Origin of the sequence: Vibrio panuliri (assembly GCF_009938205.1) — a bacterium.
GTDB classification, from domain to species: domain Bacteria; phylum Pseudomonadota; class Gammaproteobacteria; order Enterobacterales; family Vibrionaceae; genus Vibrio; species Vibrio panuliri.
Genome location: NZ_AP019655.1, coordinates 402,319 through 417,509, shown reverse-complemented (window position 1 = coordinate 417,509; position 15,191 = coordinate 402,319). Strand labels below are relative to the sequence as shown.

General features: G+C 42.2%; 10 protein-coding genes. 3 read left to right on the top strand and 7 right to left on the bottom strand.

The window, feature by feature from the left end; translation table 11 throughout:
* Positions 1-52: 52 nt before the first annotated feature.
* The gene (locus GZK95_RS16680; protein WP_075713448.1) at positions 53-1,090 is read right to left on the bottom strand and encodes a permease; all 1,038 of its coding nucleotides are present in this window, start codon (positions 1,088-1,090) and stop codon (positions 53-55) included.
* A 427-nt stretch (positions 1,091-1,517) separates the two neighbouring features.
* On the opposite strand from GZK95_RS16680, the gene GZK95_RS16675 reads away from it, so the two are divergent.
* Positions 1,518-1,919, top strand: a complete 402-nt coding sequence (locus GZK95_RS16675; RefSeq protein WP_075713452.1) for an ArsR/SmtB family transcription factor — start codon at positions 1,518-1,520, stop codon at positions 1,917-1,919.
* A gap of 133 nt (positions 1,920-2,052) precedes the next feature.
* On the opposite strand, the gene GZK95_RS16670 is transcribed toward GZK95_RS16675, so the two are convergent.
* Both GZK95_RS16670 and GZK95_RS16665 read right to left on the bottom strand, forming a co-directional pair.
* Positions 2,053-5,268: a S41 family peptidase gene (locus GZK95_RS16670; protein ID WP_075713454.1), complete on the bottom strand. Its 3,216-nt coding sequence runs from the start codon at positions 5,266-5,268 to the stop codon at positions 2,053-2,055.
* A 466-nt stretch (positions 5,269-5,734) separates the two neighbouring features.
* Entirely contained in the window at positions 5,735-6,691 is a 957-nt protein-coding gene (locus tag GZK95_RS16665; RefSeq protein WP_075713768.1) for a LysR family transcriptional regulator, read from the bottom strand.
* Positions 6,692-6,812: 121 nt separating this feature from the next.
* Between GZK95_RS16665 and GZK95_RS16660 the strand changes: the two genes are divergently transcribed.
* Positions 6,813-7,904, top strand: a complete 1,092-nt coding sequence (locus tag GZK95_RS16660; protein WP_075713766.1) for an alkene reductase — start codon at positions 6,813-6,815, stop codon at positions 7,902-7,904.
* Positions 7,905-8,086: 182 nt separating this feature from the next.
* Positions 8,087-9,004, top strand: a complete 918-nt coding sequence (locus GZK95_RS16655; protein WP_075713764.1) for a DMT family transporter — start codon at positions 8,087-8,089, stop codon at positions 9,002-9,004.
* Between the two features lie 99 nt (positions 9,005-9,103).
* On the opposite strand, the gene GZK95_RS16650 is transcribed toward GZK95_RS16655, so the two are convergent.
* The 4 genes from GZK95_RS16650 to GZK95_RS16635 all read right to left on the bottom strand — a co-directional run bounded on the left by GZK95_RS16650 (position 9,104) and on the right by GZK95_RS16635 (position 15,110).
* Positions 9,104-9,517 (bottom strand): hypothetical protein, encoded by a 414-nt coding sequence (locus tag GZK95_RS16650; protein WP_075713762.1) that lies wholly within the window; start codon positions 9,515-9,517, stop codon positions 9,104-9,106.
* A gap of 1 nt (position 9,518) precedes the next feature.
* A complete protein-coding gene (locus tag GZK95_RS16645; protein ID WP_225623945.1) occupies positions 9,519-10,592 on the bottom strand; it encodes a CCDC34 family protein in 1,074 nt (357 codons plus the stop codon).
* 508 nt (positions 10,593-11,100) lie between these two features.
* Positions 11,101-11,889, bottom strand: coding sequence for a competence protein CoiA family protein (locus tag GZK95_RS16640; protein ID WP_161987219.1), 789 nt, complete (start codon positions 11,887-11,889; stop codon positions 11,101-11,103).
* Positions 11,890-12,218: 329 nt separating this feature from the next.
* A complete protein-coding gene (locus tag GZK95_RS16635) occupies positions 12,219-15,110 on the bottom strand; it encodes an HD domain-containing phosphohydrolase (protein ID WP_075715932.1) in 2,892 nt (963 codons plus the stop codon).
* Between the last annotated feature and the right edge of the window lie 81 nt (positions 15,111-15,191).

Genomic DNA, 15,191 nt, shown 5'->3' with positions numbered 1-15,191 from the left:
CCCTAAACAACAATGGCCGAAAAGAGAAAACCTCCAGGCCATAAGGTCAAAGTTAAATTACATATTGGAATAACACACCAGCAATGACAGCAGTGATCATAACGATGCTAACAAAAGCAACGACCGCTTTAGGTTTAAGAACGGAAGAAACCAGCGCAATTTCAGGTAAACTGGCGCCTGTACCACCAACAATAAGTGCCATGGCAGGACCTAAGCCCATGCCTTTAGTGATCAGTACGGTAAGGAGGGGAATCGCCATTTCAATACGAAGATATAGGGGTACACCAATGACTGCCGCAATAAAAATCGACAACATATTGTCGCCTCCCACGTACTTCTCAACAAGCTCAGATGGTAAGTAAGCAGCAGACAAACCGCTGATTAATGCACCAAGCAATACGTATGGAATGATCTTCTTAAACAGAGCCAAAGCGAAGCGAAATGCATTTTGTGTTTTGCTTGGTTCAATATCTTCCATTGTCAATGTACCCGTTGAATCACACTCAACATTTACGCTTGAGACCTCTAATTGAGACTCTGCACTGCATGATGCAGTCATTGGTTGAGAAGCGCAGTTAATTGTGACAGGAGCACTACCACATGCAGAAACTTGTGGTGCTGCAGAACTAGTTGGCGCTTTCTTCTCTTCGAGTTCTTCACCACGTTTTATTTCATTTCGCCATGGTGTTTTAGTGATAAGCCATCCACCGATAACTGCAGAGCTAAAAGTCAGTGCTAGATAAGTCACGGCCACTTTAAAACCGAACGTTACGTATACCATCGCGAGCACCACAAAGTTACACAATGGAGCAGAAATCAAGAAGCTTAAGACCGTACCGAGTGATACACCCATGGTAGCCATACCCATGGATACTGGCACGACAGAAGCACTACAGAACGGCGTTAGCATACCAAACAGAGCCCCAAACAGTGACCCCCACCTTTCATGCTTAGTCAGTTTCCTCTGCAATTTGTCTTGAGGAATGTATTCACGCATAAAGCCCGTCAGTATCGAGACAACCGTAATTACAATGATCAACGCACCGCCCACGTGAATAAACTCGTCTAATGCGATTGATAGTTTGTCCATGTTCACAACATCACCTTCTAGTTTATTAGCAAGTACTAAAATTAAGTTAGCTGATGAACGATACGATCAAATGCATAAATGCGCAAGTGTGTATTTATTTGTTTTTTTGTGTATAATCTGGCCATCAAACATAAATTCGAGAACGTGAAAAATGAAAGCCACAATAAATAACTTAGCCAAGTGGTGTGCATACAGCCATATGTTCAAGGTCTTCAGCGCCTTAATAAATGGTGAAGATATCTCAGACCAAACCCGCGCCGGACGTAACATTGCGTTACTCGGATTATTTTGCCCCTTCTTCTGGTATGCATTGTTTACTGGTGCGAGTAAGGCGGAGTTAGCCTTCCATGCAACACACTCCGGCGTAGTATTTTTGATTGGTATGGTGATAATGTTCGTGAGCATGAGAAAAAAGAAAGGATGATAAATGGACGCACAATATCTTGATGCATTAAAGGCGTTGGCTGAGCCTCATCGGCTAAAATTGTTTTGGCTGCTGATCCATGTTGATCAAAAAATCACTGTCGCGGAAGCAATGGACGTGACGGGTGAAACGCAATACAACGTTTCTCGTAATCTTAAGATGTTGTTTAAGGCAGGATTGTTACTTCAAGAAAAGCGCGGGAAGTGGGTTTACTATACGCTCAAAACACACAACGACATGTATTGGATATCACTCGTGAATTCCGTGCGTCACTTGCCGGCAATTGAATTCCGAGATGTTACCCAGCGTTGTAAACTAAGGTTAAAGATGCGCGTTGATGGCGAGTGCGTGGTAGGACCAAGCAGTGAAGAGTGGGCGCGGTTAACCCACAACAATTTTGATTAAGATTAAAAACCATCATGATGTCGTTAGACTATCTAGACAGTTAACAACTTCAAACATGTGAGTTGATATAAGGCCCTTGGACTCTTGTCCAAAGGCCTTAAAAGGGAGAGCGTTTAATTAGGCTTTTGCCTTTTTAGTTCAGCTCAGTCAACAGCTCCTCAATCGCAACCCTTAACTGAGTATCTTTGTTTAAGGCTGCATCTTCAGGTGAGTTGTAAACCAAGACATCGGGTTTCACCTCATTGTTCTCAAACCATTCACCCTGCTCATTTTTAAAACCGAGTTGAGGCACGCCAAAGTCTAACAATGGTTCTTGCTGATTTTCCCAAAGCACGTAGGTTCCAGTTCCAGGAACACGTTCACCCACCAGCTTTCCAATTCCCTCTTTCTGATAGAAATAAGGTACCACTGAACCATCTGAGTAACTCGAGGCATTCGCTAACATAATACTTGGTTTTGCCCAACGACGAAGTGGAAATAAGCCTGCTGAATAGCCGTCTCTCGATACCGCGGAGCTATGTCTTACTCCAGATAATACGTTCATTATTTGATCATGTAAGTTTCCGCCGACATTGTATCGAACGTCAATGACAACCGCTTCTTTGTCTCGGTATCGACCAAACAAATTATTGACAAGCTGACGATATGAATCATTACCCATTTCTGGGATATGAATATAACCTATGCGCCCATTTGATAACTTATTGGTCAGCTCTTCACGCTCCGTTATCCAACGTTTATACGAGAGTTTCGCTTCCTCAGACAACGAGATTGGCTTCACAGTGACGGCTATCGCTTTCTTGTTTCCTGGCGTAAGGACAGATAATCGAGTGACCTTACCTTCAAGGTTATTAAGCAATGGATAAATATCCTGACCGGGTAGAATATCTACCCCGTTGACGGAGTATATAATGCTACCAGCTTTAATCGGATTGCTCGTTAAATCGGCTGGCCCATCGAGTAATACACTGCGGACTCTTACGCCTTTGCCTTGATATTTATCATCATAAATAATGCCAAGGGATGCTGGTGATGCCCAGTTACTAGGATGTCCGCTATACGTAGAGCCTGTATGAGATGCATTGAGTTCTCCGGCAAACTCACTCAACAGTTGTGCAAAGTCGGTATAGTTATGTATGCTGCTCAAGTGTTTGGCATAGGCATCTCTGTACCAATCCCAGTCCACACCATGTAAGTTCTTGTCGTAGAATTTCGTCTTGGTCAATCGCCATACATGGTCAAACATGTACTGCGTTTCTTTCGCAAAATCATATTCAGCATCTAGGCTAAAATGAACGCCATCACTCGCGCCATTTGCCAGATCGATTTTCTCTAGTTGTCCATGACCAACAAGCATTAAGAACGATCTATCAGGTGTGACCATCATGGCTTGAATATCATCTGCAGAGCGCGTGAACATCACTTCGTGCTCACCCGTTAAGAGGTTTAAATGCACAAATTCGATATCATCACCTCGTTGATTGGCTACAACCATTTCAGTGTTATCAGGAGAAAGGTAGCTCTCCAAGACAGACATAGAATATGGCGTTAAACGATGAATTCTGTCTTGAATATCGGCGACATCGACCAAAGTTTTTGAGTCTGGTTTAGAAGCTTGCTTTTCTTGCTCTGCTAACCAAGCTTGGTCTTGAGATAGGCTCAGATTCTCTTCCGTTTGTTTATTTAAAACAACCGCGTATACGTCACCATTAACGATACTGCCATCCAACTCTGTCAATCCGTCTTTGTCTGAAGTCCAATAAACCACCTGACCATCGTCGGAGAACTTTGGTTCAAACTGAATAAATCCGCTGTTGCTCAATATAATCGGCTTTTTCTCGCCATTACTATCAAGCAAAACAATATTATTGGCACTCAACGTACTACCATCACGAGATACAATATACTGCCCATCTGGTGACCACTGATAACGCCAATCAGAATCGTCATATGAGTACATAGATTGACTATTCAGGAGTGTCGTCGTAGCACCATCTTCAAGAGTCATCACTTTCAACGTATTTCTCGACTCTCTAAATGCGATACGTTTGTCGTCACGGGACAACACAGGTTGGCTCTCATCGACAGGTGTATCCGTGAGTTGCTGCTCTGTTAGCTGGCTTGCCGTCAGAAAGCTCTTATCTTGATCACCGATATGACTTGCAAATAAATCCCAGTTCCCCGCACGCTCAGAGCCATAAACCAATGTCATTCCATCACTAGAGAACGAAATGTTCCTTTCTGCTTGCGGGGTATTGGTCAATCGACGTGACTCGCCAGTCAACGTGGAAATTACAAAAATCTCCCCTCGTGCCACTACTGCGACTTCAGGAGCTGTTGGTGATACCGCAAGTTCAGTAATTTGATAGGCAAAATTAACGTTGCTCGTACTTGTATCACTTCGTGCTTTACGAATTTTGATGTCAACTTCGTGCGCGTCCTTATCGCCCTTCTTCTTCAGCCAAATCCCACCGTCAAAACCATAAGCTAAATCACCTTGTTTACTAATCGATAAAAACCTCACGGGCAACTTTTGATGATGAGTCACAGCAACCGCATCATCTTCAAGCCCTGTCAAAGATTGCTTCCAGATGTTGAAACTACCTGAACGTTCAGATAGGAAATATAATGACTGATCATCCTCAGACCAGACAGCGTCGCGATCTTCCCCTCTAAACGTAGTTAGTCGCGTATGTTTATGAGTTTTGACGTTATATTTCCAGATATCCCTTGCTGCATCGGATTGAGCGCCTTTGCGCCATTGTTGTTCAGTATAAGAAGGTAAATCGGTATACAAAGCCTGACGACCATCATGAGAAATCGAATAACTGCTCACGGAGTTCTCTAACACGACTTGCTCTCTTCCGCCTGCTGCTGGAACTTTGTAGAGTCGATATGAACGACCAAAAAAGCCGTTATTTAGTTCGCTATCACCGTTACCAATCCGACGAGATTGGAACAATACTTGGCTTCCATCCGTGCTAAAGGAATATGGGGTGTCCTTACTAGCATGGAAAGTTAAGCGCTGAGATCTTTGAGTGTTCATATTCAAAACAAACACATCACCCGGACCGTACTGATTAGACTCGTATGCCAACGATTGTCCATCAGGAGACCACACTGGATTCGAGCTATATACCGCCTCACTTGTTAGTGGAATCGCATCACCACCTTTTGAACTAGCGGCCCAGATTTGACCACCGTAGGTAAATGCAATTTGGTCACCGTTAGGAGAAATCGCGATATCTCTATACCACGACGAACCATCATAGGGTTGGGCAATAAGCAAAGAAGAGTAACTTGCAGTTAAAAGGACAAGACCCGTTCGGGCTAAGTGTGAAAATTTCATGGATTTCCTTTAATGATACGTTTTTCCATAGTCGCGCGGTTTAAAAGCAGCAAAATTTATCTGGTAATTAAGAAAGATTCATTATTAGTATTAAAATACAGGAGCTGCTTGGTGCCGTTTAAAAATAAGCAGAAAGACATCTTACTAAGCAATATCAATAACTTAATTAGGGTAAGCTTTAGCTAGTTTTGGTATCCAAATTTTCTATGATACACACTAAGTCTCAACCACATAATTCATAAAAACCAAAAATAATATTTCACTGGCATAAACAATGAAAGTGTATCATCTATATATGACGCAACAGACTAAGCCGAAGTAACTTAATTAGAAACCTATAATCCATACACTACACGCCAAAGCCTATTACCATTGAAATATCAGGACATGTACCTTTTGACAAATAGCCCGCCTTGTATACTACGCGTTGTGAGCCACTGTCGTTCTTGTCTTGTCACGATTCACCTTATTCGTCATGGCACTCAGTATGCAAAACTGACGGTGTAGTTGCGTTTTTCTCAAAGTGCTCAATTAAAAAGTCTAAAAACAAACGAAGTCGCTTAGGTTGATATTTGCGGCTAAGGTAAATTGCATTCAAATCAGCGCCTGCTGAAGAAGTCGATGCGTTGAAATTCTTCATGTAGCCATCCAACACCGTCACTAGGCGACGCTGTTTGATGTCTTCTTGCACATCTAGAATTGATTTCAACGCGATACCCGCCCCATCCAACGCCCATTGACGAATCACTTCACCATCATCAGAAAAACGCTTTGGCACGACCGTAATAACATTGTGTTGCTCGTCATCCTGAAAATGCCATGTTTTTAGTTCTTCATTGCTGCGAACCATGGCTAGGCAATCGTGCTGAGCTAAATCCTGTGGCGTGATCGGCGTACCATTCTTCATCAGGTATTGAGGAGACGCACAAAGTACTCGACGACTGGACGCCAGTTTACGAGAAATAAGGTTGCTGTCCGCTAGTTCCCCATATCGGATAACGATATCCAAACCAGATTCTGCCAAGTTTGATAAGTTATCGTTTAAATACAGATAGGGAATTACATCAGGATAAAGCTGGCTAAACTCCGACACAATCGGAGAAATGTATTGCTTACCAATGTCACGAGGAGCGGAAATTTTTAGCGTCCCGCGTACTTCTTTATTTCCAGTTTGGAGCAAGTTTTCCATCTCTTTGACGCTGTCGATAATTTCCAGACACGCTTGATGGTACATGGCGCCAGAATCGGTTAACGAAAGATGCCTTGTACTACGATTGAGCAGTTTCACTCCATAACGCTCTTCCAGTGACTGCAATCTCGCCGTTACCGTTGCGGGTGATAAACCTAGCTCTCTGCCTGCCGCTGCCAACCCTTGATTCTTAACAATACTGGCAAACAGCGTCATATCTGAAAATTTGTCCATGCGATTCCCTCACGCAACATCATTCGGTATATCTAAATAATCAATTCAAATTTTACCCAATTATCAAATTTCTTCTAGTGAATATACTGGCGACCTTGAAACGAAATTTAAGGAACCGATCATGAGCAAACTTTTTGAACCTGCACGCTTAAAAAAACTGGCTCTACAAAACCGCGTTGTAATGGCCCCAATGACCCGAGCTCGCACTAGCCAACCGGGGAATATTCCAAACCAAATGATGGCGACCTACTACAAGCAACGTGCAACTGCGGGCTTGATCATCTCTGAAGCAACACAAATTTCTGATGATTCTCAAGGCTACTCTTTCACGCCAGGTGTATACACTGATGAGCAAGTAGCTGGCTGGAAAGCCGTCACTCAAGCGGCAAAAGAACAAGGTGCAGCCATGTTTTGTCAGTTGTGGCATGTAGGTCGAGTATCGCACCCAACTTTCCAAAAAGGACAACAACCTATCGCACCATCGGCACTAAAACCGGTAGAAACTCAAGTGTGGATTGCCGACGATCAAGGTAACGGCAGCATGGTCGATTGCGTAGAGCCAAGAGCCATGACACAAGCCGATATTGACCGTGTTGTGAGTGATTTTGCCCATGCCGCTAAACGGGCGATTGAAGCTGGCTTCAACGGCGTCGAAATCCATGGCGGTAATGGTTACCTGATTGATCAGTTCTTACGCACCAACTCAAATCACAGAACCGATAACTACGGTGGTAGCCGCGAAAACCGTATCCGTTTTTTATTGGAAGTCGTCAATGCGGTAAGCGATGCTATTGGTGCCGACAAAGTGGGAGTGCGACTTGCGCCTTTCATCACTTTTAAAGACATGAACTGTCCAGATATTGTGCCGACCATCCTCGAAGCATCGAAACAACTTCAAGCTCGTGACATAGCCTACCTGCACCTGTCCGAAGCCGATTGGGACGACGCTCCGATTATTCCAGAGAGCTTCCGAGTCGAACTCCGTAAGCTCTTCACAAATACGATTATTGTCGCAGGCAGTTACACCCAAGCACGTGCCGATGAAGTACTTGAAAAAGGCTATGCAGACTTAGTGGCGTTTGGGCGCCCGTTTGTTTCTAACCCAGATTTGGTTGAGCGCTTAAAGCATCAACAACCGCTGGCCGAACTAGATGGCTCAACGCTGTTTGGTGGCAATGAACACGGTTATACGGACTATCCGGCGCTCGGTTAACACACTTGGGATTTGTGATAATCAATTCTCTACAAACATCGCTTCACAGCAAACGGGTTATAGCTTAATTAATGATATTTCTATTGATTATCACAATGAAAGACAAATAAATGGCTTATATTTCAGCCCTTTAACAATGCAACGTAACGTCGCCGCTAATTTATACTAAATAAGATACTGTTATGAGATTATTTTACGCAATGCTCGCACCTCTCCTTTGGGGTACGTGTTACGCGACTATTTCAGCTTACTTTCGAGATTGGTCACCGTTTGTACTCGCGACTTGGCGAGCCTTACCTGCTGGTATTTTACTGCTGTTGATAAAACCAACATTGCCAAAGATTCATGAGCTACCTGCGATTGCGTTAGTTGCATTCATTAACATTGCGCTCTTCTTTACTCTACTGTTCAAAAGCGCCTTAAAACTGCCAAGTTCACTCGTTGGTGTTGCAATGCTGGCTTTGCCAGTTGTTGGCTTATTTTTTATGCTGACGGTATACAAAGTAAAACCTTCTAGAGTACAACTTGGCTCATCGGCAATCCTTATTACCAGCTGTGCCTACCTATTCCAAAGCAGCGCATCCCCTATCTCAGTCGATTCCGTTATCTACCTTATTTCAGCCATGGTCGTATTGATATTTGGCAGCATAATTTCTAACCGAGTGATGAAGAAAATCAACTGGTGGAAATTGGTGACGTGGCAACTAATTTTAGGTGGGTTATTCCTACTGCCTTTAGCATATTTTAATTTTCAATTGTCAGGAAAAGGATACGCAAATCCATTTGTCTTCGACAGTATTGGGCAGATGCTCGCTCTAGGCTGGCTAATCATCGGGGTGACCTCTATCAGCTATGCTGTGTACTTCTACTCAATTCCTCTCGTCACAACAAGTGAACTGAGCTTTTGCGGAACATTAAACCCTATGTTGGCAATGTTTCTGGGTGTCACGCTAATGGGTGATAACCTAAACTCGCTGCAGTTATTGATTATGCTCATTATGGTGATATCAAACATATCCACCCAGTACTACCAATATCGAAAAGCCAAGACAAACCAAGCAACAGCGTTAGTAACCGCCGAAAGCACGTCTAACCTTTAGTTAATCGCTGCATTATTTGAGCCATATTTCTGGGCTGGTGAAAATATGGAAAAAAGCGATTTAGGATAGACACACTAACACGCCTTTATATAACAAAAATTAGTCACACAACTTGGAGTTGAGGGCGTATGTTCTACTTGAGTGTTTCAAGGATAGCTCTCGATCAGCGGTACATTCGACGTAACTTGATGTTTTTATTCCTTGCCTTAAAGCTGCATCCATATAGTGACCTATTAATGCAAAAAATAACGATCCTAATAGCATTAACCTTAAAGTTAACCTTGGAAGCTGAGCACCAGTAATTACATTAATCAATGCCATTGGTATAGAGGGTAAAAAGAAACCAAACAAGACAAATGAGGACGTATTGTTAAAATATCCTGATATTTTTATAACAGGCTCAGTTCCCACACCTTCTACAACATTGTTAAAATCATATATTCCTAAGGCACACCATAGCACAACAATAACTAGGAATATCAAAGCCGCGATTTTTCTAATAAATTCCAGCATATTAATCAATTAAAGACTCAACTTTTTCTTTCATTGGTTTAGTGAACTCATACTTATCATCTAAGTCAGAGATATATCCTCCGATCTTGAATGCGGAATAAGCAAATAAACCTAGCCCAATAGCTGCGGGTAAAGAAAACCCAAACAACACCCCTACAGCAGCACGAGACGCCAAAAGAACTCCTTGAGCTGCTACACCAGCTACAGCCCCTTTTACAAAATCCGCCGAGAGTTGCCCTAAAACTTCACCCAACGTCTTCTCATCATGCAATATATAGTCAACCGTATTAACCGCACCACTAAACACAATTTCTACATAAATATTTCCACGTAAGAAGCTAATGTTACCTTGGACAGTATTCAATGCATACCCAATCTTAAGCATCTTGGGAGTTGCTTCTTTCCAACGAACACCTAAATCTAGATACCGAGGTTTGTACTTCTCGATTACAATATTCATCGTACCATTTATGTCTACTGCTTTAGCTGTTGCCCCCCATCCACCAAGCTCCTTAGAAACTTCATAAGCTCCTTTAAGCCCCATTCCAACGCCTGTGTAGTCCTTACCTCTAGAAAGCTCTCCGTGTGTGTCTTTGATGAGTAAATCGAGATACTCGTTCGCCTCTGCAACGGTCAGTACTGCAATGCTAACGTTCTCTTGCTGAGACGTATCCCACTGATATTCTCTAGCTTGATTTTGTAAATCATCACTCCATTCTTTTTCTGTTAAATCATAGGCCTGTTGAGATAAACTGCGCTTAATCTGTTCCCATTCTTTATCTCGCTCCTGATATCTTTCTTTTCTTTGCCTCTCTATTTTTTCTTTTGGCGTTTCTTTTCGTACTTCTTCTTTATAGACAGCTCGCTTCGCTGGTATTAAAGAGCCAGTTGGAGCAAAGTTTTTTGCGATTGCACGTTTTAACGCTGCATCTGATTCGGCAAAGCGCCGAGCTTCATGACAACTTGAACATGGACATGTTTCGGGATTTTGATGGCCTATGGGACATTCATGAAGTTTATTTTTGTTAAAGACGTCGTAGAGCATTGATTTTAAGATAATAAAAACTGAATACATAACAGCATATCAGAGAAATCGTCGGGGCAAAAACTTGCTCGGTGCTCCCCATTTCTTGCAAACTCATTTCTAGGCAGAAACAACTTGCGACACAACTTGTTTTATAGTTGTGTCGGGTCCCCCTGCAAATAGGCCATTGAAGTTTGCTCAACTGCCTATTGGATTATTTAGGGCAGCAGACTATTTCCTTAATGTGCAGCAAGCTCTAGCGTGATTGCTAAGATAATTTCAGTCTATCACCTGACCTCAAAGAAAATGTGCTTAAAAACACTTTGTGCAATGTAAAGGTTAACAAAGTACCAATACTAAAAAGTCTATAGTTCCCGCTTCGACTGGATATACGACTAATAATCCGAACATTCAGATACAACCGCTTTCTTAATATCTCCGACATGATAAATTCCCCTCGCATAATAATTTTGTAAACAAGGTGCACAAATCAGATCATTAATATAACCCGCCCTACCTTTGTGACAGAGGATACAAAGCCCATCAGGAGAGCATATTGTTATTCGAGATTCACGAGTTGATTTCGCCGTCTTTCTTGCTTGATTGGAGACTTGACGAATGACGAGGGGCTCTCAGGTGGAGGAAGTTCGTTTGACGCCTCGACTAGCTCTTTTAATTTAGCTTTCAGTTCTTTTTTACGAGATGCGTATCGAATATGTGTCAGCCAATTTCGAGAACCAACCTTGAATACATAGTCCATAACCAGTTCTTTAAATGACTCATGGCTTTTCTGAGTAAAGTTCGCATAAAGCGCTCTAAGCGGCTCAAGATCAATATCGATTAACGATAATTGTTCGTCCTCTTTAGGAATGTAACAAGGGCGACCGTTATAGCTAAAGTGGATACCAACGGGATAACCACCAATATAACAAAGCACATCCAGATCGTTATATGGCGCTGAAGGTTCCACTTCAAATTGTTCGATCAGCAGTGTATGCGACTTGGTCGCATATCCGGTTACTGTTTGCGTTCGACCAAACTGATCATTTTTATGTAGTTCGATTTTCCATTCGGGAAATAGCATCTCAAATGAGGATAACTCTCGAATGCATTGCTTAATGACCAGCCTTGCAACTACACAAAATGAGTAGTCGCATTTTATTTTTTCCTCTTGGTCTTCTTTGGCTTTCTTATCATGAGCAAAGTGGTGAATCTTTTTCTCAGGATCCCCTTTCCTTGCAACAAGCGTTTGTTTGCAACTCGGGCAAATACACCCGCAAGCTCGACCACGCTCCACTTCGCTCACGTCATAGAACTTGCCTTGCTTTAAACCAAAAGGAATCAACATATTCACACCCTGAAGTCAGTTATGTAATACAAAAGGATTGATACAGCGAAATGCGAGCACAAAGCAAGCTGCTCACGATTAATATGAGAAACCATGCATAAAATACTGGTTGAAAAAGCCTAATATATTCAGGCAAAAAAAGAGCCGCTAAAAGCGACTCTCAATTATTCAGTTTTTATGTTGAAACAACCATAAATTGATATTTTTGTGAATCATCCATTTCAACTAAACTTCATCAGTAAGAAAGTTACTTTCAGCAATGAACTACAAAAAACAAACTGGCTTCAATCAAATTAGTTAGCCATACAAAGCCATCAAACTAACAGCCATCATTTGATCATATCTAATCGTTCAGATGTTCGGTCGATGTAGTCCTCAATATCAACTTTATCAATCTGCTCTTCCTTCATGTATTGATGGGCAAAACGCTTATAAATTCCAGAAGTAAGGAAGAGTTCAAACAACTCTTTGTCTAGATGCTGATCTTTTACCATGAAGTGCATGATTTTGAGTGATTCAGATAACGACTTGGCTTTTTTATAAGGGCGATCTGCACTTGTCAGAGCTTCAAACACATCAGCTATCGCCATTACCCTTGCAGTTAGAGGCATCTCATCCCCTCTCAATCCCATCGGATAACCTGTTCCATCAATTTTTTCGTGATGTCCTCCAGCTATTTTCGCTACATTCTGCATATGTTTGGGAAACGGTAAAGACTCTAAAATAACAATAGTTTGTATGATGTGGTCATTAATAATAAAACGTTCTTCGTCTGTTAGAGTTCCTCGACGAATGGACAGATTATAGTACTCACCCATATTGGCTTTATGCTGAGTTGGTTTGAGTGAAAAGCGCGCTTCGTTAGTGGGAGGGAAATCCCATTCAACGATATGTTCGGGCAAATCACTCAGTAACTTCTCTTGTTGCGGTAATTGCTCAGCACCAGTAAAACGCTGCTGCTCGACCCACGAAATACCTATCCGCTTACTAAGCGTGCGAGTCCAAGGTATATCACCAATTTGTTTTAAGCGTTCAAGATCAGAATCACTCACAAACTCGCCACCAATATTAAGTTGAGCAACAAACGCAAAGTCATTGTCCAAAGTCTCTTGTTGTTGTCGTAAAGAAACTTGTGATGTCTCGGGCAATTCACCATAGAGCTGTTTAAACACCGCTATTTCTCGATCTCTTTTGAGTACTTCAAAGCGCATACGTACTTCGTGAATGCGGTCGTAAATCGCCTCTAGCTTGGTCGACTTATCGACGACATACTCTGGTGTTGTGATTTTTCCACAATCATGTAACCAACTCGCCATTTTTAACTCTTGCCACTGTTGCTCTGTCAAACTGAAATCATCGAAAGGCGCGTGTGTTGAGTCCTGCGCAGCTTGAGTCAGCCATTGCGTCAATATCGGAACTCGCTGGCAGTGATTCCCTGTATACGGCGATTTTTTATCCAAAGAGCCCGCAAACACTTGAATAAATGAATCAAGTAATGCTCTTTGCGCCTCCATCATTTCATGGGTCTCTATGGCAACGGACACATAACCAAGGAGGATTTCAAGGTAATCTTTATGCTCTGTATGCACCTCTTCGCCAACGGTGTCTTCATATAACAAGGCGAATGACCCGATAACCTGACCCTCCCTATTTTTCAATGGGATACATATGACTTCACTATCAAGGTTGAGCGACTCTGGCACAATCAACTTTGGCATATCGGCTAACTTGAATATTTGCGCTTGTTTATTGATAAAAACCTGTTGAATGAAATAGGTCGCTTTACTCACTGGGATTGAACTCGCGTTTATTTCACTACCTGAACGCTGCCATACAAAGCGCGGGACAAGCGCTTTCTCCTCAGCGTCCAATAAGTAAAGAAATACGCCATCTGCACTCACTGACTCAGCCGTATTTCGACACACCAATTCAAGCATTTTATCGAGATCTTGCTTTCTGGCGATGCTATCGGTCAGGGAAATGAACCGGCTAATTGTTGCCTGTGTCGACATTTGCGCATGGTTGAGCTCTTGGATCTCTTTAATGTAACTATGAGGTAAAGAAGCATCATCAAAACGAAAGTTCTCTATCTCTTTTGCTTTGTTGGTGGCTCGAATAATTGGCTTAGAGATCAAATTAGAAACGAGATAGATGCAAGGAAGTAGAGTAATCAGGAACAACAAAGAGGCATAAATTGTTTGCTTCTTGATGAGTAGCCCATCATCAAATAGGTCATTCGCTTTAGTCGCAATAAGCAGATGAATATGTTCGCTGTTTAAAGGTTTCAGCGTCACAATATGACCAAACCACCGTTCACTGCCAAATTCGAAAAGACCCAATGTCCCTTGCTGGTCATGATGTTCGATAGCATGAGACACTACCGCCTGATTTAACTCTTCTAAACGATACACTGCTGATTGGCTAGAAGCTTGGGTATCTATTCCCTGGTTAGTTGTACCGTCGCTAAACGCAAATATTGAACCATCATCATTGTACAGAACCCGAATTGATGACGTATTTTCTAGTGTCTCATTCAAAGATAGCCTTAGGTCATCTAAACGCACGTCAGCAAATACCAGTAAACCTTGTTCACTTTCACGATAAATATGGATTCCCAACGCATTTGAATTAGGCAAGGTCGTCGGTTTGGAGATAATATTTTGACCTTTTTCTCCCCCAGCAAACTTCTGATACGCTTCAAACGACAACGCACTTTGATTTTCTAGATTGTCCTCTATCAACTCTAACTTCTCACTCAGAGTAAAGACACGATTTGAACCGTTGTGATGATGCGTTACCAAAAACTGAGCTCGAGGATCTTTGATAGCCACATTGCTTGATAACTCGTTATCCATACGCTTGACAATAATGGCATCACCGTCGGGGAAAACGAACGAATACGCGAGAATATGAGGAAACTCACTGAGTAGATGTACAACCTCCGGAAGAACTCGAATCCGCTCACTTGCTGCGGTGGCATTCAAATTATGACTTTGCGTAAAGCTCCCCAGAGCAGTGAACGCCGTACTGTAGTGGCTATTTAGCTGATGTTTGGTCTCCGTTGCAATGCGTTCAAACAACCTGCTATTAGCTTTGGTGATGACTTCCGACAACGAGTTGTTAGTTAGCCAAATTTGAATACCAGAAGCTAACAAAACTACAATGATGATAATCGTGGTTATGTGGATATGTATCGGGAATGACCTAGCCGTGAATTGCATTTTAGTCCCTTGTTATTTTTGACTCTAATACAAATATAGGCATATCTACTCTTTAAAGATAAATTTACACCGTTTTCAATA

Bases quoted from the DNA above. Each gene is read 5' to 3' on its own strand.
- GZK95_RS16680 (WP_075713448.1), bottom strand. From the start codon at position 1,090: ATGGACAAACTATCAATCGCATTAGACGAGTTTATTCACGTGGGCGGT.
- GZK95_RS16675 (WP_075713452.1), top strand. From the start codon at position 1,518: ATGGACGCACAATATCTTGATGCATTAAAGGCGTTGGCTGAGCCTCAT.
- GZK95_RS16670 (WP_075713454.1), bottom strand. From the start codon at position 5,268: ATGAAATTTTCACACTTAGCCCGAACGGGTCTTGTCCTTTTAACTGCA.
- GZK95_RS16665 (WP_075713768.1), bottom strand. From the start codon at position 6,691: ATGGACAAATTTTCAGATATGACGCTGTTTGCCAGTATTGTTAAGAAT.
- GZK95_RS16660 (WP_075713766.1), top strand. From the start codon at position 6,813: ATGAGCAAACTTTTTGAACCTGCACGCTTAAAAAAACTGGCTCTACAA.
- GZK95_RS16655 (WP_075713764.1), top strand. From the start codon at position 8,087: ATGAGATTATTTTACGCAATGCTCGCACCTCTCCTTTGGGGTACGTGT.
- GZK95_RS16650 (WP_075713762.1), bottom strand. From the start codon at position 9,517: ATGCTGGAATTTATTAGAAAAATCGCGGCTTTGATATTCCTAGTTATT.
- GZK95_RS16645 (WP_225623945.1), bottom strand. From the start codon at position 10,592: ATGTATTCAGTTTTTATTATCTTAAAATCAATGCTCTACGACGTCTTT.
- GZK95_RS16640 (WP_161987219.1), bottom strand. From the start codon at position 11,889: ATGTTGATTCCTTTTGGTTTAAAGCAAGGCAAGTTCTATGACGTGAGC.
- GZK95_RS16635 (WP_075715932.1), bottom strand. From the start codon at position 15,110: ATGCAATTCACGGCTAGGTCATTCCCGATACATATCCACATAACCACG.